This is a genomic window from Xanthomonas sp. MUS 060 (genome assembly GCF_000963215.1).
GTDB lineage: Bacteria > Pseudomonadota > Gammaproteobacteria > Xanthomonadales > Xanthomonadaceae > Xanthomonas_A.
Genome location: NZ_JZIM01000007.1, coordinates 82,181 through 103,025, shown reverse-complemented (window position 1 = coordinate 103,025; position 20,845 = coordinate 82,181). Strand labels below are relative to the sequence as shown.

Annotated in this window: 18 protein-coding genes and 1 pseudogene; 8 read left to right on the top strand and 11 right to left on the bottom strand. The window is 63.7% G+C overall.

Annotation, left to right across the window (positions count from 1 at the left end; genetic code table 11):
* Positions 1–2: 2 nt before the first annotated feature.
* The 3 genes from XANALMUS060_RS09450 to XANALMUS060_RS09440 all read right to left on the bottom strand — a co-directional run bounded on the left by XANALMUS060_RS09450 (position 3) and on the right by XANALMUS060_RS09440 (position 4,307).
* On the bottom strand, positions 3–2,075 hold the full coding sequence (locus XANALMUS060_RS09450; protein WP_045738179.1) for an EAL domain-containing protein: 2,073 nt from the start codon (positions 2,073–2,075) through the stop codon (positions 3–5).
* A gap of 493 nt (positions 2,076–2,568) precedes the next feature.
* Positions 2,569–3,765: an NAD(P)/FAD-dependent oxidoreductase gene (locus tag XANALMUS060_RS09445; RefSeq protein ID WP_045738178.1), complete on the bottom strand. Its 1,197-nt coding sequence runs from the start codon at positions 3,763–3,765 to the stop codon at positions 2,569–2,571.
* On the bottom strand, positions 3,762–4,307 hold the full coding sequence (locus XANALMUS060_RS09440; protein WP_045738177.1) for a YaeQ family protein: 546 nt from the start codon (positions 4,305–4,307) through the stop codon (positions 3,762–3,764). The genes XANALMUS060_RS09445 and XANALMUS060_RS09440 overlap by 4 nt, the downstream gene beginning before the upstream one ends.
* A gap of 391 nt (positions 4,308–4,698) precedes the next feature.
* On the opposite strand from XANALMUS060_RS09440, the gene XANALMUS060_RS09435 reads away from it, so the two are divergent.
* Together XANALMUS060_RS09435 and XANALMUS060_RS09430 are read left to right on the top strand one after the other, a co-directional pair.
* Complete coding sequence (locus XANALMUS060_RS09435) at positions 4,699–4,935, top strand: cold-shock protein (RefSeq protein WP_045738176.1); 237 nt, start codon at positions 4,699–4,701, stop codon at positions 4,933–4,935.
* A gap of 191 nt (positions 4,936–5,126) precedes the next feature.
* On the top strand, positions 5,127–5,822 hold the full coding sequence (locus XANALMUS060_RS09430; protein ID WP_045738175.1) for a glutathione S-transferase: 696 nt from the start codon (positions 5,127–5,129) through the stop codon (positions 5,820–5,822).
* A 41-nt stretch (positions 5,823–5,863) separates the two neighbouring features.
* Here XANALMUS060_RS09430 and XANALMUS060_RS09425 read toward each other — a convergent pair whose 3' ends face one another.
* Complete coding sequence (locus XANALMUS060_RS09425; protein WP_045738174.1) at positions 5,864–6,757, bottom strand: alpha/beta hydrolase; 894 nt, start codon at positions 6,755–6,757, stop codon at positions 5,864–5,866.
* A 295-nt stretch (positions 6,758–7,052) separates the two neighbouring features.
* Here XANALMUS060_RS09425 and XANALMUS060_RS09420 point away from each other — a divergent pair, with 295 nt between their 5' ends.
* Positions 7,053–8,624 (top strand): YdiU family protein, encoded by a 1,572-nt coding sequence (locus XANALMUS060_RS09420; protein ID WP_045738173.1) that lies wholly within the window; start codon positions 7,053–7,055, stop codon positions 8,622–8,624.
* Positions 8,625–8,745: 121 nt separating this feature from the next.
* Here XANALMUS060_RS09420 and dbpA read toward each other — a convergent pair whose 3' ends face one another.
* Positions 8,746–10,122, bottom strand: a complete 1,377-nt coding sequence (gene dbpA, locus XANALMUS060_RS09415) for an ATP-dependent RNA helicase DbpA (RefSeq protein WP_045738172.1) — start codon at positions 10,120–10,122, stop codon at positions 8,746–8,748.
* Positions 10,123–10,398: 276 nt separating this feature from the next.
* Here dbpA and XANALMUS060_RS09410 point away from each other — a divergent pair, with 276 nt between their 5' ends.
* On the top strand, positions 10,399–12,291 hold the full coding sequence (locus XANALMUS060_RS09410; protein ID WP_045738171.1) for an ATP-binding cassette domain-containing protein: 1,893 nt from the start codon (positions 10,399–10,401) through the stop codon (positions 12,289–12,291).
* Positions 12,292–12,451: 160 nt separating this feature from the next.
* Here the strand turns inward: XANALMUS060_RS09410 and XANALMUS060_RS09405 are convergent, their stop codons facing one another.
* On the bottom strand, positions 12,452–12,874 hold the full coding sequence (locus XANALMUS060_RS09405; RefSeq protein ID WP_045738170.1) for a barstar family protein: 423 nt from the start codon (positions 12,872–12,874) through the stop codon (positions 12,452–12,454).
* Positions 12,871–13,341, bottom strand: coding sequence for a ribonuclease domain-containing protein (locus tag XANALMUS060_RS09400; protein ID WP_045738169.1), 471 nt, complete (start codon positions 13,339–13,341; stop codon positions 12,871–12,873). Before XANALMUS060_RS09400 ends, XANALMUS060_RS09405 begins: the two co-directional genes overlap by 4 nt.
* A 373-nt stretch (positions 13,342–13,714) precedes the next feature.
* On the opposite strand from XANALMUS060_RS09400, the gene XANALMUS060_RS09395 reads away from it, so the two are divergent.
* The gene (locus XANALMUS060_RS09395) at positions 13,715–14,326 is read left to right on the top strand and encodes a superoxide dismutase (protein WP_045738168.1); all 612 of its coding nucleotides are present in this window, start codon (positions 13,715–13,717) and stop codon (positions 14,324–14,326) included.
* Positions 14,327–14,442: 116 nt separating this feature from the next.
* On the opposite strand, the gene XANALMUS060_RS09390 is transcribed toward XANALMUS060_RS09395, so the two are convergent.
* From XANALMUS060_RS09390 to XANALMUS060_RS21955, 3 genes and pseudogenes are all read right to left on the bottom strand, one after another.
* Positions 14,443–15,324: an endonuclease/exonuclease/phosphatase family protein gene (locus tag XANALMUS060_RS09390; RefSeq protein WP_045738167.1), complete on the bottom strand. Its 882-nt coding sequence runs from the start codon at positions 15,322–15,324 to the stop codon at positions 14,443–14,445.
* 132 nt (positions 15,325–15,456) lie between these two features.
* Positions 15,457–17,625 carry a glycoside hydrolase family 3 C-terminal domain-containing protein gene (locus XANALMUS060_RS09385; protein WP_045738210.1) on the bottom strand — a complete coding sequence of 723 codons (2,169 nt, stop codon included), beginning with the start codon at positions 17,623–17,625 and terminating at the stop codon, positions 15,457–15,459.
* A gap of 177 nt (positions 17,626–17,802) precedes the next feature.
* Positions 17,803–18,420 (bottom strand): annotated as a pseudogene (locus tag XANALMUS060_RS21955) (endonuclease/exonuclease/phosphatase family protein); the annotation flags it as partial.
* 689 nt (positions 18,421–19,109) lie between these two features.
* Here XANALMUS060_RS21955 and XANALMUS060_RS20540 point away from each other — a divergent pair.
* Complete coding sequence (locus XANALMUS060_RS20540) at positions 19,110–19,274, top strand: hypothetical protein (RefSeq protein WP_161795399.1); 165 nt, start codon at positions 19,110–19,112, stop codon at positions 19,272–19,274.
* Positions 19,275–19,282: 8 nt separating this feature from the next.
* Positions 19,283–19,918, top strand: coding sequence for a rhomboid family intramembrane serine protease (locus tag XANALMUS060_RS09380; protein ID WP_045727259.1), 636 nt, complete (start codon positions 19,283–19,285; stop codon positions 19,916–19,918).
* Between the two features lie 112 nt (positions 19,919–20,030).
* Here the strand turns inward: XANALMUS060_RS09380 and XANALMUS060_RS09375 are convergent, their stop codons facing one another.
* Complete coding sequence (locus tag XANALMUS060_RS09375; protein WP_045738166.1) at positions 20,031–20,231, bottom strand: hypothetical protein; 201 nt, start codon at positions 20,229–20,231, stop codon at positions 20,031–20,033.
* Between the two features lie 189 nt (positions 20,232–20,420).
* On the opposite strand from XANALMUS060_RS09375, the gene XANALMUS060_RS09370 reads away from it, so the two are divergent.
* Positions 20,421–20,696: a GNAT family N-acetyltransferase gene (locus XANALMUS060_RS09370; RefSeq protein WP_045738165.1), complete on the top strand. Its 276-nt coding sequence runs from the start codon at positions 20,421–20,423 to the stop codon at positions 20,694–20,696.
* The last annotated feature ends 149 nt before the right edge of the window (positions 20,697–20,845 follow it).

Sequence of the window (20,845 nt, the reverse complement as noted above, 5' to 3'; positions counted from 1 at the left end):
TGTCAGTTGAAGTCGAAGTTCATTTCCCCGGTTGCCAAGCCGACGAACTCGCCTTGCATGTAGTTCACGCCGGCATTGAACAGCAGGCTCATCGACGTGGCGTCTGAGACGAATTCGGCGATGGTGCCGATACCAGTCGATTGCGCACGTGCGGTGATCTCATGGATCTTGTCCTGGTGTTCGCGGGTCTGGGTCAGGTCTCTTGTGAATTCGCGGTCGAGTTTCAGGAATGCGGGCTGAAAATGTGCCAGCAACTGGAACGAGTCCAGGCCGGAGCCGAACTGTTCCAGGCCGACCTTGCACCCCAGCGCGGTGGCGTCGGCGAGAAACTGTTGCGCATTACGCAGGTGGGTGAACACTCTGGCCTCCGGTGTCTGCAGCCACAGCCGCTCGCCGGGTACGCCGTGTTTCGCCAGTTCGCGTTGAATCAGTTGCACCATCTGCGCGTCGGCGAATGAATCCGTGGTGATCTTGACCAGCACGCTGGTGGTATGGCCAGCGCGTTGACGCTCGCCGATCACAGTGATCGCGCGGGAGACCACCCAACGGTCGATCTCCGCCATCATGCCGTACTCTGCGGCGATGCCGAGGAAGGTGGCCGGGCTGATCAGTTCATTGTTGAGTTCCAGACGCAAATACGCCCCGTACAGTTCGTGCGGCTCGCCCTGTAGGTTCACCAATGGCTGGTAGTACAGCAGGAAGCCGCCATCGGCCAGTGCTGCGTGCAGATGCTGCACCCAGCGCTGGATGCGCTCTTCTTCCAGACGGTCGGCGGCGCCGGGGTCGAAGATCTTGCAAGCGTTGCCGCCCAGCTCGATGTTGGTTTGCACGTTTTCGCTGGCACGGGTCAGGACCTGGCCGACGCTGGCGATCTTCTCGCCGATCTGCACGCCGCCGATGCTGACCGTCACCGTCGCCGAGCGTTCGCCTACGCTAAGCACCTGACTGGCGTAGGTGTGCAGTAGACGTTGTGCCAGTGCCGATGTGCGCGCGTAGTCGCCTTTGAGCAGAAGTGCAAAATTGTGTTCGCCGAAACGCGCCGCCTGCACGTCGCTGTCGATTGCTGCGGCCAACTGCTTGGCCAGTGCGGCGATCAGGACGTCGGCCGAGTCCAGGCCGATATCGGTTACCAGCCGTTTGTAGTGATCCGGTTCGATGAGCAGAAAGCCGAATTGGCCATCGCCGCGGCCGACTTGGGCGACCGCGTTTTCCAGCGCCAGCATGAAGGTTGGCCGGTTGAGCAGGCCGGTGACCTGATCGCGCTGGCGCAGGCCCTCGACTTCACGCGCCAGTTCCGGGTCGAACTCCTCGCGGCGCCGGAACACCACCTGCACGCAGGCTTCGCCTTCGTAGCTGGCAGTGGCGAACTCCATCGTCGCCGGAAAGCTCTCGCCTTCCAGTGTGCGTGCGTCGACCTGATACTGTGCTGGAGGCGGCTCTCCCTTGCTTAGCGATTTGAGGAGTTGCTTGAAGTCCTCCACGTGCTGCGGAGCGAGCATGTCCAGCAGCGAGATGCCTTCGACCTCGTCGAAAGAGACGAACCCGAACATCTCCAGGTACGCGTCATTGGCACGGATATGCATGCCTTCGTGGATGTAGGCAATCGGATCGCGCGAGGACGCGATCAGTGCGTCGCAGCGCCGTTCGGTCTCGCGCATTTGCGCTTCGATCCGGCGCAACCCGCGGCGTGCCTGCAGATCGGCCCAGGTGGTCCGCACCACCGTCAGCAGTTGCTCCGGACGTTGCCGCAGTGCGATCGCGCGCGCGCCGCTGGAGAGTGCGTCGCTCCAGACGTTCTCGTCGATATGTTCGGTCAGCATGATGACGGGAATGTCCTTGCCGCTGGCTGCCACACGTTGCAGCACCTGTGTCAGCGGGATCGCCTGTGCGTGTGCGCTGAGTACCAGGTCGATCTGCTGTGCGGCGAGCATGGCGTCCAGTTCGTCGGCGTGTTGCGGTCGCGAGGGGCGCACGGCGATGCCGCTATTGCGCAGGCTGCTGACGATCGCCTCGGCATCTTCGCCGCTGTCGTCGACGATCATCAGGCGCAGGGTGGTGTCTTTGCCGTTGTGCATTCGGAACTCCAAGATTGGAATCTTAATACACGAGGGCCGCCGTGGCGTCCATGCGTCAGCTCAGAGAATCTGCATCTCGCCCGGCCGGTACGCTAGCGTTGTCGCCGACGTGCCGATTGAGTCGGTGAGCACATATTCGAGCGGAGTGGCTAAACCGATTCACACATAGCACCTGGGACATCACGCGCAGCCTGAATTGCAGGCGATGCGCCTGCATGAAGGCGTATGTTGTCTTTACTCCTTGGTAAAGTAATCGGTGGCCTTTCACTGCGCCACGCAAGTTGAATCGGCGACCAGGTTGCATGGTGGGCCGCTTTTATCTTGAATTCGTCCTTATCTCGTTTGTGGCGCATGTCAGCCTTCGAGCTTTCCATGCTCCATGGCTGCCAGGTGCCTGGAAAACACTGGACGATTCATGGCTTGCGTCGTGTGTGCCATCGCGTGCACCTGCGTGTGGGCAGTGTGCGCCGGCATCTCCTCCAGCAGGACCGATTCAGACCGCGCTACCGGCGGCGTGGCCCGAGGCCCAGGCCCATTGGAAGTTGTAGCCGCCCAGCCAGCCGCTGACGTCCAGTACCTCGCCGACGAAGTACAGACCGGGAATCTTGCGCGATTCCATCGTTGTCGAGGACACCTCATCGGTATTCACCCCACCCAGGGTGACCTCGGCGGTGCGATAGCCCTCGGTGCCGCTGGCCACTAGCGGCCAAGCGCCGAGTAGTGCGGCCGCGGCGCGCAGTTGCGGTTCGTCCAGTTGGCGGACTGGTTTGTCCGCCAGCCACACCTCGCACAGGCGCTGCGCGAAGCGTCGCGGCAGGGCGTCGCCCAGCACCGTGCGCAGCTCGGCGCCGCCGCGCAGGCGCTTTTGCTCACGCAGCCAGATGGCCGCATCCTGGCCGGGCAGCAGGTTCAGACGCAGGTCGTCGCCCGGCTGCCAGTACGATGAGATCTGCAGAATCGCCGGGCCGCTGATGCCGCGGTGGGTGATCAGCATGAAGTTGCGGAAGCTGGCACCGTTGCAACTGGCCTCCACTGGCAGCGCCAGCCCGGATAGATCGTGCAGGCGTTCGTGGTGCTTGCCGCTGAGGGTGAGGGGTACCAGTCCGGCGCGAGTTGGCAGTACGGCGTGACCGAACTGGCGGGCCAGCGCATAACCGAAGCCGCTGGCGCCCAGGCTGGGGATGGAGAGACCGCCGCTAGCCACGACCAGCGCGGCGGCATGCACCGGGCCATCGTCGGTGTCGAGGTGGAATCCGTCGCTGCCGCGCTCCACCCGGTGCACGCTGCATTGGGTGCGCAGGTTCACCCCGGCCGCGTCGCATTCCTCCACCAACATGCGCACGATTTGCTTGGAGGAGATATCGCAGAACAGCTGGCCCAGTTCCTTCTCGTGGTAGGCGATGCCGTGGCGCTCGACCATCTCGACGAAATCGGCCGGACGATACCGCGCCAGCGCCGACTTGCAGAAATGCGGATTGGCGGAGAGGAAGTTGCCCGGGCCGGTGCCTGTGTTGGTGAAGTTGCAGCGTCCGCCACCGGACATCAGGATCTTCTTGCCGACCTTGTTGGCGTGCTCGATCACCCGCACCCGGCGGCCACGCTGGCCTGCGGTGAGCGCACACATCAGTCCGGCGGCGCCGGCACCGATCACCGCGACATCGATGCGGTTCGGCGCAGGTCGCGCGTTCATGCTGCGGCTTTGCGCACCGTCGGGGTGAACGTGACACTGCCACTGTCGCCCAGCAACTGCACCTCCCCGTCCTGGATGACCACATCGAAGCGCATGCTGCGCTCGATCAGCGCGGCGGCGGCGGCAATTGCATCGGCGGGCAGGTCGATCACCTGCACCGGCTTGAGTTTGAGCAACGCACTGGCGTTCTTGTCCCACCAGATATCCGCTGCGCGACCGCCGTAGTTGACCACGATCACCGCGCGGGCGCGGCCGCATGCCTTACGCAGCCGCGACTCGTCGGGTTGGCCGACCTCGATCCATTGCTCGATCGCGCCGGTGTAGTCCATCCGCCACAGATCCGGCTCGTCGTCGCTGCTCAGGCCCTTGCCGAACAGCAGGCGTTCTTCGGCGTACAGTGTGAAGGCGAGCAACCGTGCCATCAGGCGCTGGTCGGTCTCGGATGGGTGCTGGGCCAGAGTCAGGGAGTGCGCGGCGTAGTAGGCGCGGTCCATGTCGGAGATTTGCAGTTCCGCTTTGCGGAGTGTGGCGGTGAGAGCCATGCGGCGACCGGTGGCGAAGGGCGTCTATGATACTGCGTGGCCGTCGCCGATCCGACGTTTGGTCGCGTTGCAATGCGCTGGGCGCGGCAGTGCGATTTTTTCTGCACATGCTGGCAAGAAGATCGGCTGCTGCATGCCTAACTTTAGAGTTCCGTACAGTTATTACTGTGATTTCTGGCACTTTGTCTACATAAAATTGTCGCTTTTTGACTGCTACCCGCGTACAGTGACCTCACTGTGTTTGCTAGAGTCACCGTGAATCGTGGCTTGGTGCAGTAGATCCGTCAGATCCGCTTCATCGTTCCGCATTACCAACGCCTGCAACTCAGTCTCGGCCCCGATATCCGGTGGCTGCGATTTCTTAATTTATCAATAGTTTCAGGAGTTTGTAATGAACACGCATAATAATACGGGCGTCCGTTGCTTTGGCACGGTGAAGTGGTTCAACGATGCTAAGGGTTTCGGCTTCATCACCCCGGAAGCCGGCAGCCAGTTGAGCGACCTGTTCGTTCACTTCCGCGCGATCCAGGGCACCGGCTTCAAGTCGCTGCAGGAAGGCCAGAAGGTGAGCTTCGTCGCCGTTCAGGGTCAGAAGGGCATGCAGGCCGATCAGGTGCAGGTCGTCTAAGGACGTCCGCTACCGCAAGGTCGCCCAACGCCGGGAGCGCAAGCTTCCGGCGTTTTCGTTTGTGCGTCCGTGCCGTACGCCGCGCAAGCCCGCGGTGGCGGCGCTGGTGACGCGGTGCCCGCGCATGTGGCGCCGGCAACCATGCCGCGCTGGGCTACGATGGCGGTCCGCGTGTTGTCGGAGCCGTTGCCATGATCGCCGTGCATCACCTCAATCAGTCCCGATCACAGCGTGTGTTGTGGTTGTTGGAGGAGCTGGCGCTGCCCTACCGGGTGGTCAAGTACCAGCGCGACCCTCGGACCATGTTGGCCCCGCCCGAACTGCGCGCGATCCATCCGCTGGGCAAGTCGCCGGTGCTGGTGGATGATGGTCATGTGCTCGCCGAATCCGGCGCGATCCTTGACTATCTGGTGGAGCGCTATGACAGCGAGCGCAGACTGTCGCCGCCGCCGCAGCCGCTGGATTCGCCCGAGCGGCTGCGCTACCGCTACTGGATGCACTACGCCGAGGGCTCGGCGATGCCGCCGTTGCTGATGAGCCTGGTGTTCGGGCGGATCCGTTCGGCGAAGATGCCGTTCTTCGCGCGCCCGATCGCCAAGGCGATCGTCGACAAGGCCATGGCTGGATTCGTCGGGCCGCAGTTGAGCCTGCACCTGGATTGGATGGAGCGGGAACTGGCGGGGACCGGCTGGTTCGTCGGTGAGCGCTTCACCGCCGTGGATGTGCAGATGAGTTTCCCGATTCAGGCGGCGGCGGCGCGCATCGGCCTGCACGCGCATCCGAACTTGGCCGGATTCGTGCAGCGGATCGAGCAGCGCCCGGCCTATCAGCGCGCGCTGCAGCAGGGTGGCCCATTCGCCTTGCTCGATGCGGGGGCGGATGGCTGAGCTTGAGTGGGGGGCGCGATCTGCGCCTGAGTCATGCCCGTTCAGGGCTGCGCAGGGCGGGCCGGACAGCGGCGCACGAAGGCGATGCTGTCGGTCATCACCGGCAGCACTGGATCGTCCTTGCGTAGCGCCAGCAACAGGCCCATGTGGCTGACCGCGCTGTAGGTCTTGAGTTCTGCCGGCACGCCAACGCCCTGCAACGCCGCTTGTAGCGACTTGCTGTTGCGAGTTAGTACGGTTTTGTCGGCGTCGCCGTGCAGCAGCAGTGCCGGTGGCTCGTCGCCGTCGACGAACGCCACTGGCTGTGAGCGCCGCTGCTGCGCGGGATCGCGGCCGAAGATCGCGATCAGGTCGGGATCGGTCAGCGGCAGGAAATCGTAGGGGCCAGCGAGCCCGACCAAACCGCACAGTTGCCGTGGCGACAGGCCCTGCGACTGTAGCCAGTGGCTGTCGGTCGCGAGCAGCGCGGCCATCTGCGCGCCGGCGGAGTGGCCCATCACGACCAGTCGTCGTGGATCACCGCCGTACTCGGCGGCATGGCGCTGGCTCCATGCCACCGCAGTGGCGGCGTCGTGCATGAAGCCGTCGAGGCTCACCTGCGGATACTTGCGATAGTCGGGCACGATGGCGACCACGCCTTGCCGCGCCAGGGCTTCTCCTGCCCAGCGGTACTGCTGACGGGTTCCGTGCTTCCAGGTGCCGCCGTGGAAGAACACCACGACTGGCGCGTTCTGTGCCGCTACCGGCCGGTAAACGTCCAACGCCAGGCCGTTGGCGGGGTCGTACACGATTCCGCGCCGCTCGTTCAATCCATGACGCGAGGAGCCTGCATTGAGGCCGGCGAAGAACACGCTGCTGCAGGCCGAGACGAGCAGCGTGGACACTGCGATCAGCAGGTGGCGTGGCCAGCGTAGCTGCAGCGGATGGTTTGACATGGAATGGAGGCCTGAAAAAGACTTTAAGGATGCGTCAGTGGCATGTCATCGCGGAGTGTAAAGCGCCATGAGCGCGCTGCTGTGGTGTAGCCAGAGCATCTCGGCATGCGATTTGAGCTGCGGCTTTCACGCTAGAGCGGGGTTGGCCGTTATTGCGCTGCGCGCTCGACGTTGCCGATCGCGCGTGTTGGTGCGTGGCCTGCGCCCTCGCATCGCGTGTGTGTGTCGTTCGCAACGAACCGGTGTCGCAAGATGCCGGTTTGGCGCTGGCGCTCACTGCCTCTAAGCTGGTGGCATGCCTCCTTTACGCTTTGACAATCGATTCACCGCCGAGCTGCCGGGTGACCCGGACACCAGCCCGCGCCGCCGCGAGGTGCTGAGCGCGTTGTGGTCGCAAGTCGCACCGACGCCAGTGTCGGCGCCGCATCTGTTGGCGTACTCGCGCGAAGTCGCGGCCATGCTCGGCTTGTCGGAGCAGGAGGTGCTGGCACCGCACTTCGCCGCAGTATTTGCCGGCAATGCCTGCGATGCGGGCATGCGACCGTATGCGGCGAATTACGGCGGACACCAGTTCGGGCACTGGGCCGGGCAACTGGGCGATGGCCGTGCGATCGCCCTGGGTGAGGCATTGGGCGAAGACGGACGGCGTTGGGAACTGCAACTCAAGGGCGCTGGGCCAACCCCGTATTCGCGTGGCGCCGACGGACGGGCGGTCCTACGTTCGTCGATCCGCGAATTCCTGTGCAGCGAGGCGATGCATCACCTGGGTGTGCCCACCACGCGCGCGCTGAGCTTGGTCGGCACCGGCGAGACGGTGGTGCGCGACATGTTCTACGACGGCCATCCGCGCCCCGAGCCGGGGGCGGTGGTCTGCCGGGTGGCGCCGTCGTTCGTGCGCTTCGGCAGTTTCGAGCTGCCTGCCGCGCGCGGTGACACACGCTTGCTACGGCGCCTGGCTGACTTTGTCATTGCGCGGGATTTTCCGCACCTGCAGGCCGGCGGCGACCACGGTTATGCCGACTGGTTCGCCGACATCTGCGCGCGCACGGCTCGTATGGTCGCGCACTGGATGCGGGTGGGGTTCGTGCACGGGGTGATGAATACCGACAACATGTCGATTCTGGGGCTGACCCTGGATTATGGTCCCTACGGCTGGATCGACGATTACGACCCGGACTGGACCCCTAACACCACCGATGCAAAGGGACGTCGCTATCGCTTCGGTACCCAGCCGCAGGTGGCGTACTGGAACCTGGGGCGGTTGGCGCAGGCGCTGGTGCCGCTGTTTGACGAGGTGACGCCGTTGCAGGAAGGGCTGGCGCGCTTTAGTGCTGAATACGCGCAAGCCGAGCGCGATACCGTTGCGGCCAAGCTCGGTCTGGCGGAGTGCGAGGACGAGGACTTGACGCTGATGCGCGATTTGCAGGTATTGCTGCGGCAGGCCGAGGTCGATATGACGTTGTGGTTTCGCGGTTTGAGCGCGCAGCCGCTGCAGGCGCGGACACCTGCACAGGCATTGGCGGCGCTGGCCGACGCGTTCTACGACCCGGCACAGTTGGCTGCGCAGGCGCCGATGTTCGAGTCGTGGTTGCAGCGTTACGCGCAACGCCTCGGGCGGGACTCACTGTCGGCATCGACGCGCGCGGCAAAGATGCGTGCAGCCAACCCGCGCTACGTGCTGCGCAACTATCTGGCGCAGCAGGCGATTGATCGTGCGGAGCAGGGGGATATTGCCGGTATCGCCGAACTGCTGGAGGTGATGCGTCATCCATACGAGGACCAGCCTGGACGCGAGGCATTCGCGGCGCGGCGTCCGGATTGGGCGCGGACCCGCGCCGGCTGTTCGATGCTCTCGTGCAGTTCCTGAGTGCGGCTGCGGGCATCGCGGTTTGTCGCAGCAGCATCAGGCAACGAATCGAGGCCGCCAACCGGCGTTAGCGCAGTGACATTGTGGCGTCATCGCCTCGCATGTGCCGGCCCGGCGGACGTCAGAGTGGACTCACCCGGAATCGACGGCCTTTGATCTTGCCTGCTTGCAGTTTGGTCAACGCCTTGCTGGCGTGGGCGCGGGCGATGGCGACATAGGAACGGGTGGGGTGGATCGCGATTTTGCCGATGGCCGCGCCGGACAGGCCAGCGTCGCCGGTCAATGCGCCGAGAATATCGCCCGGCCGCAGCTTATCGGTCTTACCGCCATCGATGCGCAGCGTGACCATCGCCGCTTGCGGTAATTGCGCCGGGCGCGCGGTGGCCAGCGGTGCGCGCGACCAGCGCAGTGGCTGACCCTGTTCGGTTTCCAGTGCCTGCGCGCGCGGCAGTTCGCGCGGTGCCACCAGACTCAGGGCCAGGCCATGCTTGCCGGCGCGCGCGGTGCGGCCGATACGATGGCGGTAGGTCTCGGCGTCGGTCGGCAGTTCGTAGTTGAGCACCGCAGCCAGATCCTCCACGTCCAGCCCGCGCGCAGCCACATCGCTGGCGACCAGCACATTGCAACTGCGGTTGACGAAGCGCACCAACACCTCGTCGCGATCACGTTGCTCCATGTCGCCATGCAGCGCCAACGCCGAGAAGCCGAACTGTTGCAGCGAGCTGGCGACTTCGTCGACTTCCTTGCGGGTATTGCAAAACACCACGCTCGACTCTGGTTCGAAACGCAGCAACAAGCCGGCCACGGCCTTCTGTCGGTAGCTGGGATCGACCTCGAAGAACTGCTGATCGATTTCCGGTGCGCTCTCGGCGCCAGCGACGGTGATCTCCGCCGGATTGCGCAGCAATTCGCGCGCCAGCGCGCGGATTGTCTCGGGGAACGTGGCCGAGAACAGCAGGCTTTGGCGATGTTTGTCGCAGCGGCCAGCGATTTCGCGGATCGGTTCTTCGAAGCCCATGTCGAGCATGCGGTCGGCTTCGTCCAGCACCAGCGTGCGTACCCCGCCCAGGTGCAAGACGCGCTTGCGTGCCAGTTCTTGGATGCGACCGGGTGTGCCCACCACCACTTGCGGATCGTGTGCTTCCAGCGAGGCCAGTTGCGGTGCCAACGGCATGCCGCCGGTCAGTACCACCAGTTTCATGTTGGGAATGCCGGTGGCCAGCTTGCGCACCTGCTTGCCGACCTGGTCGGCCAGTTCGCGGGTCGGACACAGGACCAGCGCCTGCGCGCGGACCAGGGCTGGATCGAGTTTGTGCAGTAGACCCAGGCCGAAGGCCGCCGTCTTGCCGCTACCGGTGGGCGCCTGCACGATGACGTCGTGGCCGGCGAGGATCGGTGGCAGGCTCTGCGCCTGCACCGGCGTCATCGTGGTGTAGCCCAATGCGTCGATGCCGGGCGCCAGCGCGGGTGAGAGGGACAAGATGTCGAAATCGGTCATACGCCATTTTAAGCGCAATGCAGGCAAAACACCGGGATGCGACAACGTGCGCGCATCGCGGCCCTGGCGGATCGATCTCTGGAACCTGTGTGCGATGGCTTGCTTATGGGGTGCAGGTACGGTTCGCAGCAGGTGTGGCACTGCTGTCTCGATGCGCCGGACCGTCATCCGCGGTGCTGCGCGCGGGGCTCGCAGAGACAGGGCCAGATCGTTGCTCGTCGATGCGCGCAGCTTGCTGCGTATTCGGTGCGGGACACCTCGAAGTACAATGGCGCAATGCCTCTTATCACTCTGCAAAACCTCGACTACAGCGTCGGCGGCCCACTGTTGCTGGAAAAGACCGCCCTGACGATCGAGCCGGGCGAGCGCATCGCCCTGATCGGCCGCAACGGCGCCGGCAAATCCACCTTGATGAAGCTGATCGCCGGGGAGTTGAAGCCTGACGACGGCGAGATCCGCGTGCAGCAGGGTGTGCGCATCGCGCGGCTGGAGCAGGAGGTGCCGCATGGCGCAGCCGGCAGTGTGTTCGACGTGGTGGCCGATGGTCTGGGCGAATTGGGCCACTGGCTCGCCGAGTTTCACCGCCTGAGTCATGCGCAGGACTTCGACGGTGAGGCGCTGGGTGCGGTGCAATCCAAGATCGACGGCGCCAATGGCTGGGCGCTGGATCGGCGCGTCGAGGAAACCCTGACCCGGCTGGAACTGGACGGCGAGGCCGCGTTCGCGCGCCTGTCCGGAGGCATGAAGCGGCGCGTGCTGCTGGCGCGTGCGCTGGTGTCGGCGCCGGATCTGTTGCTGCTTGACGAGCCGACCAACCATCTCGACATCGAGGCCATCGACTGGCTGGAAGGTTTCCTGAAAAGCTGGAGTGGCAGCGTGGTGTTCGTCACCCACGACCGGCGCTTTCTGCGTGCGCTGGCCACGCGCATCGTCGAGATCGACCGTGGTCAGGTCAGCAGTTGGCCCGGTGATTGGGCCAACTACATGCGCCGTCGCGAGGAGCGACTCAACGCGCAGGCGCAGGAGAACGCGCGTTTCGACAAGCTGCTGGCGCAGGAAGAAGTGTGGATCCGGCAGGGCATCAAGGCCCGCCGGACCCGTGACGAAGGCCGCGTGCGCCGGTTGGAGGCGATGCGCCGCGAGCGCACTCAGCGTCGTGAACTGGGCGGCAATGTGCGCATGGAGGCCGCGCAGGGCGACTCATCCGGCAAGAAGGTGATCGAGGCCAAGGCACTGCACTTCGCCTTCGGCGCGCGCGGCATGGTGCGCGATTTTTCCACGACGATTCTGCGTGGCGACCGGATCGGCCTGATCGGCCCCAACGGCAGCGGCAAGACCACGCTACTGAAGCTGCTGCTGGGCGAGCTGACACCGGACAGCGGCGAGGTGTGTGCCGGGACCAATCTGCAGGTGGCCTATTTCGATCAGTACCGCGCGACCTTGCGCGAGGACTGGACTGCGATCGAGAACGTGGCCGAGGGGCGCGACTTCATCGAGATCAACGGCAAGCGCAAGCATGTGCACGGTTATTTGCAGGATTTCCTGTTCACCCCGGAACGCGCACGCGCGCCGATCACTCGCCTCTCCGGTGGCGAGCGTAACCGATTGTTGCTGGCACGGCTGTTCGCGCAACCCTCCAATTTGCTGGTGATGGACGAACCGACCAACGATCTGGACGTGGAAACGCTGGAGTTGCTGGAAGAGTTGCTCGGTGAATACACCGGAACGTTGTTGTTGGTCAGCCACGACCGCGACTTCATCGACAACGTCGTGACCTCCACCATGGTCATGGAAGGCGATGGGCACATTGGCGAGTACGTCGGCGGCTACAGCGATTGGGTGCGCCAGCGTGCCGCGCCGCCGGCCAGCGCGATGGCGGTTGCCAAGGCCTCGGCCACTGCGGTGGCCACTGCCGCTGTGCCTGCCGCGACAGTGGTGGCCGCTCCTGCCAAGCGCAAGCTCAGTTACAAGGATGCGCGCGAACTGGAACAACTGCCGGCGCGGATCGAAGCATTGGAACAGCAGGTCGCCACACTGACCGAGGCGATGACCGATCCCGCGTTCTACCAGTGTGATGCCGCTGCAGTGACCGCCCACACCCAACTGTTGGCGCAGGCACAGGCGGAACTTGATGCGGCGTATGGGCGGTGGAGCGCGTTGGATGGGTAAAGCCCGGATCGACGCTGATAGCTTGAACCGGGAAGGGCAATCGCAACGGTGTGGTGTTGCCCTGCGCCCATGCCCATCGTCGCATCGGATGCGACGTTCGCGCTGCTGGAAAGCAACCATGACGCTGGGTCTTGTCCTTGCCGATCACCGGTCTTGCGTCCTATGGAGCCTGCGTATCCCCCAAGAAGGCAACGAAACTGACGCCCTGCCGCGCCCATTCTTTGGCCGCCTCGTCGAGTGTCTCAAGTAGCACGCCGAATTCTTCGTGAGCCAGCGACTGCAGCGTGCCAGCATCTTCCAGCAGTAGCGCGTAGCCGACCGTCGCCGGCAGCCAGGAGAGGTCGCGCAGGCCTTTTTTCATTGCATCCCAGTTGCGCCCGAAGCCATTGGGAAAGTCCAGCTGCGCGGCGATCCGCATCAGCAGCATCGCCTTGCCGGTGCAGCCGTGCAGGTCGATCCTGCACAGTCGTAGGCCAGCGCCACGGGCGAGCGCGGCGACGCTGTCCAGGTCGCGGTTGCCGACGCGGTAGACGCCGGAACTGGCCGGCTCGGCCAGGTTCAATGCGAAAGGCAGGCCAGTCATTGCGTTTGCCCGCTCACAGGTACCTGAACGTTGCGAAAGCTGGCGTTGTGGTCATCGCTGTAATACCAGGTTTCCGGTGGATCGCCGCCGGTGACGATCCAGCGTGTGCCACGGTCCGATGGGTTCGCAGTGTCAACCGTGTACGCGCGGTAATAACCGGGTGGGCGCGCTGGCAGCCGCTTGTCGCGGTTACCGAACACGCTGCCATCCTGGCGGTGCGCAAATGGCCCGCCGTGCTGGATTAGCGCGATGGTGGCGCGGGCTTCCGCTGGCAGAAATGCCGGCCAGGCCGGCGTGGCCGCAGGCGTTGTGCTGGGCAGACTGCCTGGGGCGGCATACGGCGTTTGCGCCGCAGCGCCGAGCGCAGGCGCGAACTGCGGATGCGGCGGTTGCTGCACTGCGCGGATACCCCACAGTCCGCCGATCAGCAACACGAGTGCGGCAATCAACAGCACGGGTTTGCGCATGGGGACTCCTGCAGGAACGGCGATTGCGCCGCGCGACCGAGGCGATTGGCACAGTATGGGAGACGCTGCCTGTTCGGCCTCTAAACGTTGCCATTTGCATTGGTCCTGCGCGCGTTTCACGCCCGTGAGGACGCGGCCAAGACCAACGCCGCAAGCCAGCAAACAACCCAGCAGGTTGCGATCCACATGCCCGAGGCGTCAGTGGCTGGGGCATGGTGGCCGTCGCTGCGCACGGCAGACGGACTGGCAGTATGGCGCGTCGTCGGCAGGAAAGGGTGTTGCTCTCCTCGCAGTCTTGGTAAGGTCGTCAGCTGTCCTTACCATTGTTCACGCAACGCTTGTCTTTTCGACAGCGAACGTTTAGGAGAATCGCATGGCCTACACCCTTCCCAAGCTGCCCTACGCCTACGACGCGCTGGAGCCGCATATCGATGCGCAGACGATGGAGATCCATCACTCCAAGCATCACAACACCTACATCGTCAATGCCAACGCCGCGTTGGAGGGTACCGAGTACGCCGACCTTCCGGTGGAGGTGTTGCTGTCCAAGTTCAAATCGTTACCGGAGAATCTGCAGGGGCCGGTGCGCAACAACTGTGGTGGCCATGCCAACCACTCGCTGTTCTGGACGGTGATGGCGCCCAATGCGGGCGGTACCCCGATCGGTGACGTCGCCAAGGCCATCGAGCGCGAGCTTGGCGGTTTCGAGAAGTTCAAAGAAGCCTTCATCAAGGCGGCGCTGACCCGTTTCGGCAGTGGTTGGGCTTGGCTGAGCGTCACCCCGAACAAGACGCTGGTGGTCGAGAGCACCGCCAACCAGGACAGCCCACTGTTCGAGGGCAATACGCCGATCCTGGGGCTGGACGTGTGGGAACACGCGTATTACCTGAATTATCAGAATCGTCGTGCGGATTACATCGGCGCGTTCTTCAATGTCATCGACTGGAAAGAAGTGGAACGTCGTTACCACGCCGCAATCGGCTGATCGCGCGCTATCAGCGCTAAGCGAAGAGCGAGGCCGGGTTTTCCCGGCCTTTCTTTTTTAGGGGATCTACTGCTGCTGCCCGGGCCAGGCAGAGGCACTGGCGGCGCGATTGGCATTCACGGCAGTTGCGGCAGTGATTGCATTGGCTCTGGCATCTGATCCAGTGGTTGCAGTGCTATCAGCAGGCCGCCAGGAGCGGTCCCGTGCGCAATAGCGGGCTGACCCGCAAACAGGCGTGCGCTGCGTAATGGCAGGAAATGGCCGCGTTCGAAGAACACATGGTCGGCCACTGCCGCACTGCCGAGCACGCGCGGTGGCAGGCTGTTGCGCGGGACCGCATTGCGAGCGCACGTGGCGCCATCGTCGAAGCGGGTGGCCAGTGGCGTCAGTTCCGGTGCGCGCGCGGTGGCAAAGAACCCGCCGGCGAGCAACGAGGGGATGCCCTCGGCGGTCGCTTGGATCCAAGCCATCAGGTCGTCTGCCTGTTCGCGGCGATTGGCGCTGCCGTTGCGCGTGGCATGCAAACGGGTGAAATACAGGTTCACCGCTTGTCCATGCAGTTTCACCCGCACCAGTCCAGCCACGCTGTAGTCCTCGGATGGATACAGTAAGGTCTGTGCTTCTTCCAATACCGGCAGGCGGGTCAGTAGTGCATTGCCGCGACGCTGCGACCTGCTTGGCGGGTCGGGGCTGATGAAGTGGCAGTGGTAGCCCAGTCGCGCCGCCAGCCACTGTGCCTGGTTCGGCATGTCGGGGGTTTGCAATACTTCCTGCAAGGCGATGGCATCGGGATGCAGGCGCTGTAGCGCTTCGACGAGGCGCTCGCCGTGGGCAGGCCAAGCGCCGCGTTCCTGCGCAAGATTGAGCGTGACAATCGTGAGTGCAGCCCCCGCTGCGCCAGGCATCGCCGGTGCCGCCGATGGGAGCGCCCGCGCATGCATCGCCACGGCCAGTAGCAGCCAGCCGGCGCGATGCCATGGAGAAACGAGTCTGCTCATTGGCTCCATGTTAGGACGCGTGTCTTCAGCGTTGCGTGTAGGGCGCCAGACGATGCCGCCTCTAGCGATGCGAGCCGCACGCCATCATCGTGCCCGCCCCTGACACAGGTGCTGCCGGAATTTCCGGGTCTGTCAGGGGGGCAGTCCTCTTTCTTGCAACCGCAGTGACGCGCTGGCCTCGGCCTGTGTCGCCGAACGTCCCAGCATGAATTCGTAAGTGCCGGCGGCGATGTGCCAGTGGCGTTTCGCCGGGTCGTAGTCGGCCAGGGTCTTGGGCTCGGCGACGATGCTGATGTGGCGGCTTTCGCCTGGCTTGAGCATGACCTTTTCCCAGCCGATCAGGCGAATCGGCGTAGGGTGCCCTGGCGGCAGGCGTAGATACAGTTGGGCGACATCGGCGCCTTCGCGCGTGCCGGTATTGCGCACCTCGACGCTGGCGACGACATTGGCCCCGTTCATCCGCACGCTGAAGCCGGTATAGGCGAATTGCGTGTAAGACAGGCCGTAGCCAAACGGATACAGCGGTTCCAGGCCGCGCGCGGCGAACCAGCGATAGCCGACGTTGGCGCCTTCGATGCTGTAATCGACGTTGCGGCCGGCCGGTTGCGCCGGCGTGAGGCCCAGCCCGGGAATCGAGGGGCGTGGCAGTTGTGCCACGTCGCGTAGCCAGGTGACCGGCAGGCGGCCGGACGGATTGACCTCGCCCAGCAGCAGGCGCGCCAGTCCTTCGCCGCCGCGGATGCCGGGGTACCAGGCTTGAAGTACCGCGGGTACCTGTTGCAGCCACGGCATTGCCACTGGGCCGTTGGTCTCCAGGACCACGATTGTGCGCGGATTGGCCTTGGCCATCGCGGCGATCAGCGCATCCTGTTGGCCGGGCAGGTGGATGTCGGGCAGGTCTACCGATTCCGCCGCCCACTGCGTGGCGAATACGATCACCGCCTGGGCACTGTGCGCGAGCTTGGCCGCAGCGGTCGGATCATCGCCGCTGGCGTAGTCGATCTGCGCCTTTGGTAGTGCCTTGCGCAGCGCCTGCAGCGGCGAGGAGGGGTGGAACATCACCGGGCCGGGCCATGTGGTCGGGGCGATACCCGGTACCGCATTGCCGCCGTTGACGGTGAAGCCGACCATCGATGAACCGCCACCGCCGATCACGCCCTTGTCGGCATGTCCGCCGATCACCGCGATGCGGCGCACGGTACGTGGTAGCGGCAGCGTCTGCTGCTCGTTGCGCAGCAGCACCGTGCCTTCCTCGATCAGGCGTTGCGCGGCCAGCCCGCCAGCGGCATCGTCGATCGGTTGGTGTTGCGGCGGGTGGTCGTAGCTGCCGGTGGCGATGAAGGCGCGCAGGATCCGCCGCACCATGTCGTCCAGGCGTGTCTGCGGCACGCTGCCGGCGGTCACGGCCATGCGCAGCGGTTGGTCGAAGAACACTTGTTTGTCGAACGCTTCTCCAGCCGACTCTTGATCCAGGCCGGCCAGCGCCGCCTTGGCGCCGCTATGCACAGCGCCCCAATCGGACATCACGTAGCCGGGGAATTTCCATTCCTGTTTCAGTACATTGTTGAGCAGATAGTCGTGCTCGCAGGCGTACACGCCGTTGATGCGGTTGTACGCACACATCACCGCCTGTGGCGCGCCGATCTTCAGCGCCAGCTCGAAGGCCAGTAGATCCGATTCGTGCATGGCCTGTTCGCCGATATCGGCGCTGTGGCTATCGCGCCCGGTTTCCAGGTCGTTGAGCGCGAAATGCTTCATGGTCGAGACCACATGCTGGCTTTGCACGCCGCGGATCAATTCGCCGACCATGACGCCGGCCAATAACGGATCTTCGCCGGCGTACTCGAAGTTGCGACCGTTGCGTGGATCGCGCTGTAGGTTGACGCTGCCGGCCAGCAGCACGTTGAAGCCTTGCTGCCAGGCTTCGCGTCCCATGGTGACGCCGCCGGCGTGGGCCAGTTCGCGATTCCAGGTGGAGGTCGTGGCGAGCGTGGAGGGCAATGCCGTGGCATGGTCGCCAGGGCGGATGTTGCCCGGGTTGGTCACGCCGACGCCGGCATCGGCCAGTTGCTGCGCATGGATGCCCAGACGCTCAATCGCCGGTACGTAGCCGGCCGAGCCGATCGCGCCAGCGGGAGGCTTACTGCCGTCCTTGCTCAGGCCGAAGTAGCTGCGCACCATCTGGAATTTTTCGTCCTGGGTCATGGCCTGCACCAGCAGCGCGGCGCGACGGTCTGGTGCCAGGCTGCGGTCGGTCCACGGATGCTGTGCATCGACGTTGGTGTTCGGGAGCAGGCGCAATGTGTTGAGCTGCGCGAGGTCGTCCGAAGTCCAGGCGCCATGACGGTCGGCTGTCTGCAGCAAACTGCGGCTGGCGACCGGGGCAAAGCGCTCGCGCTGGAACAATAGCCTGGAGACGGACTTGGACCGTGAGAGTTTTGAATTCAGCGCGTTGCCGGGACGGCGATTGTCGCGCCCGTCAAGGCCGGCGTCGTTGTCGTCGAAATCGCGGAGAAGCGTGGTCAGTTCCGCTGCGTCGGCGTTGGTATTTAAATCGCCGGCCAGCAGTGATGGTGCGCCGTCGGCGCTGCGCGCGATCCAGGCAAGCACATTTTGTAACTGGTGTTGGGCATGGGGGCCGTCAGCGTGGTTTGAGTGGTAGAGATTCACTACACGAGTGCCCACTTCCAGACGCAGGCGCGTGGCGTTGCTGTCGTCATCGCGTGGGTTCAGGCGAATCTGTTCGCGCGACAGGACTGGGTGTCGGGTCAGTAGCACATGACCGTGGCGCCGGGTTGCACTGGGCGAATCGATGCTGGCGATGTCCCACGGCTCGCCGAGTTGCGCGGCGAGCCACTGTGCTTGATTCGACAGGGCCTCGTCCTGCGGCTGGTCTTCCAGAACGATGGCGTCCGGCCGCAGCGTGCGCAGCGTATCGGCGATTTGGTCGCGGTGCTGCAGCCAATCTTGTTGATGCTCAGACAGGTTCAGCGTGACCACGCGCAGCGTCGGGGTATCCGTGGCTGCGGTTGGTATTTGTGCGGCAAGGACCGGCCAGGCGAGTGCGAGGCAAAGCAATGCGACGGATGCTTTCATAGCGGGTCTGCAGCCTTTCTCTGGTAGGTCGAGGAATGTAGCATTGGTGTCATCTCACGGTCTTGGGACTGGGGGCGGTGTTGCTCGGGCGGCGCATCCTCGCCAATCATGATCGGAGATAGCCGAAAACGCTTGTACGGGGAACTGTGGCAACGATAGAAAATTGCAGCCGAGCCTGCGTCTGCCTGGCGAAGGAGGTGTCGTGCCCAAGCGTTGCCCTAAACCCCGTTTTTAGCACCGGGTTCTGGGCGAACATCTATCGCGCCATGTCCTGCCGCAGAATCGTTTTCTATGTATTTGGTGTGCTCGAACGTGCGGTTGAACTCACCCGATTGTAATGAAGAGTCCGCCGCTTGCAGTTCCAGTCGCGCTATCAGGAGCAGCGTCTTGGGCTCGGCGATTGGCAGGGACTGCCCGCCAGTGCCGACGATGCACGTTCGTATGCCTGGCGAAGCTGGCGTCGTCGGCGCGGAATGTCTCTGCGGGCAATGTCGTCCAATGCGCAGGGGACGCAAGCCGATGCCGTGTTGGCGCAGTTTGGTTTCGACCAGGGGGGCTTGCGATCTCGCCGGCCTGGTTGTGCTGCATGACCGCATCGCCGGTGGTGATGCGGTCAGTCAGTGGCGGATGATCTTGGCGCCTTGTCGACATTGGCCCCATCATGCGTGTCTCTAATTCCGGGACGGGTGGTGCTGATGCTGCTGTTCAATGCGTGGGTCCTCGCGCATATCGGCCGCTGCGGGCTTGGCGAGACTGCCTTCCTGATGTTATTGGTCGTCACGTTGGCTGCCGCCTGCCTGTTCGGGCTATCCCTGCGCCACGAGCGCATGGTTGATCATTACTTTCCCATCTGAGATTTCGCATGTCCTCCATTCCCCCCATCAATCTGATTCTCATCGTCCTCACCGTGCTGGTGTCATGGGGGGCGTTCAACAATCGCAGGCTGCTCGATAGGCTGATCCTGTGGCCGCCAGCGATCGACCGTCACAAGCAATACGATCGATTGGTGACCTATGGCTTCATCCACGCCGATTTCCCGCACTTGCTGTTCAACATGGTCACGCTGTACTTCTTCGGCGGTCCTGTTGAAGTGCTGATGGAACGTCTGACCGGCAACACGCTGGTGTACCCGCTGTTTTACCTTGGAGCGCTGCTGGTCTCGATTCTGCCGAGTTACCTGAAGAATCGGAAAAATCCGAACTTCATGAGCCTGGGAGCTTCCGGCGCGGTGTCTGCAGTGCTGTTCGCTTTCATCCTGATAGCGCCGTGGACAGGGATCTTCTTTTTCTTCATCCCGATCCCGATCCCGGCGATCATCTACGCGGTGTTCTACGTCGCCTATAGCATCTGGATGGATCGCCGCGGCGGCGATAATGTCAATCACAGCGCGCATCTGGCCGGCGCGGGGTTCGGTGTGATGTTTTTGGTGATTATGCAGCCAGCGGTGCTGCAGCATTTTCTACGTGAGTTGGCAAGCCCGCGCTTTGGTCCCGGCTGAGTTCCACCAGCCGCAGCGCGTGCTGCGGCTGCTCAGGGTACAGTGGGGTTGTTTCGTTGTGCCCGCGACGAGGCAAGATTGGCTGACCACGCACGCTGGGCATGCTTGAAGTTCAAGCGATTTGCTGGCCGCGTAGCTGCGCCTTGGCGCTACCGACGGAAGCATTTTCGTAGGTGCACCGCAGGCGCTCGTAGATCTCGTCGCTGAGTTGCTTGAACCTTCCGCCTTGCATGTCGCTATTGAGTGCGAGTTGGAACATCTCTTCTAACAGGGCGGCATCTGGGTTGCCTTGCTGGTATCTGTTCTCGCTCATGACGCCTTGCCCTTGTTGGATCGTATCGTAATGGGATAAGCAACTCCCATGCCAGGACTTTGCCTTTCCTGAAGATAGCGGCGAGCGATGGCGCGACTTGAGTGCGTTTTAGCGCACGATTTGCTTCACATCACAGTGGCGAGTGGATGTGGACACTGTGCTCCCACAGCACTTCCCCCTTCGATCTTCATGGCTGCTTCCATCGCGCACGAGCCGCAACAGCGCCGATTCATTCTGCAACTAGACGGTCACAATGCCGAACTCGACTACGTGCTGGAGAGTGGGCGCATGGTGATCGTCCACACCTGCGTGCCGAACGCGATCGGTGGCCGTGGCCTCGGCGCACAGTTGGTGGCGGCGGCCTTGGAATATGCAAAGTCGCAAGGAATGAAGGTCGTGCCGTCCTGTTCGTATGCTGCGGTTTTCATTCAACGCCACCCGCAATATGCCGTGCTGCTCAGCTGAGCGCGCAAGGCGCTGCAACCGCACGATATGCGTCATCGCACAGACACACAGCAGAACACGGGAAGGTCGACGTGAGACAGGGCATGCAAATCAGACGTAACCGGCAAGTGGCATGTGCAGTGTTCGCACTGGCAGCGACATTGTCAGCG

Bases quoted from the DNA above. Each gene is read 5' to 3' on its own strand.
- XANALMUS060_RS09430 (WP_045738175.1), top strand. From the start codon at position 5,127: ATGATCGCCGTGCATCACCTCAATCAGTCCCGATCACAGCGTGTGTTG.
- XANALMUS060_RS09375 (WP_045738166.1), bottom strand. From the start codon at position 20,231: ATGAGCGAGAACAGATACCAGCAAGGCAACCCAGATGCCGCCCTGTTA.
- XANALMUS060_RS09440 (WP_045738177.1), bottom strand. From the start codon at position 4,307: ATGGCTCTCACCGCCACACTCCGCAAAGCGGAACTGCAAATCTCCGAC.
- XANALMUS060_RS09405 (WP_045738170.1), bottom strand. From the start codon at position 12,874: ATGACTGGCCTGCCTTTCGCATTGAACCTGGCCGAGCCGGCCAGTTCC.
- XANALMUS060_RS09450 (WP_045738179.1), bottom strand. From the start codon at position 2,075: ATGCACAACGGCAAAGACACCACCCTGCGCCTGATGATCGTCGACGAC.
- XANALMUS060_RS09445 (WP_045738178.1), bottom strand. From the start codon at position 3,765: ATGAACGCGCGACCTGCGCCGAACCGCATCGATGTCGCGGTGATCGGT.
- XANALMUS060_RS09410 (WP_045738171.1), top strand. From the start codon at position 10,399: ATGCCTCTTATCACTCTGCAAAACCTCGACTACAGCGTCGGCGGCCCA.
- dbpA (WP_045738172.1), bottom strand. From the start codon at position 10,122: ATGACCGATTTCGACATCTTGTCCCTCTCACCCGCGCTGGCGCCCGGC.
- XANALMUS060_RS09400 (WP_045738169.1), bottom strand. From the start codon at position 13,341: ATGCGCAAACCCGTGCTGTTGATTGCCGCACTCGTGTTGCTGATCGGC.
- XANALMUS060_RS09435 (WP_045738176.1), top strand. From the start codon at position 4,699: ATGAACACGCATAATAATACGGGCGTCCGTTGCTTTGGCACGGTGAAG.
- XANALMUS060_RS09380 (WP_045727259.1), top strand. From the start codon at position 19,283: ATGTCCTCCATTCCCCCCATCAATCTGATTCTCATCGTCCTCACCGTG.
- XANALMUS060_RS09420 (WP_045738173.1), top strand. From the start codon at position 7,053: ATGCCTCCTTTACGCTTTGACAATCGATTCACCGCCGAGCTGCCGGGT.
- XANALMUS060_RS09390 (WP_045738167.1), bottom strand. From the start codon at position 15,324: ATGAGCAGACTCGTTTCTCCATGGCATCGCGCCGGCTGGCTGCTACTG.
- XANALMUS060_RS09370 (WP_045738165.1), top strand. From the start codon at position 20,421: ATGGCTGCTTCCATCGCGCACGAGCCGCAACAGCGCCGATTCATTCTG.
- XANALMUS060_RS09395 (WP_045738168.1), top strand. From the start codon at position 13,715: ATGGCCTACACCCTTCCCAAGCTGCCCTACGCCTACGACGCGCTGGAG.
- XANALMUS060_RS09425 (WP_045738174.1), bottom strand. From the start codon at position 6,757: ATGTCAAACCATCCGCTGCAGCTACGCTGGCCACGCCACCTGCTGATC.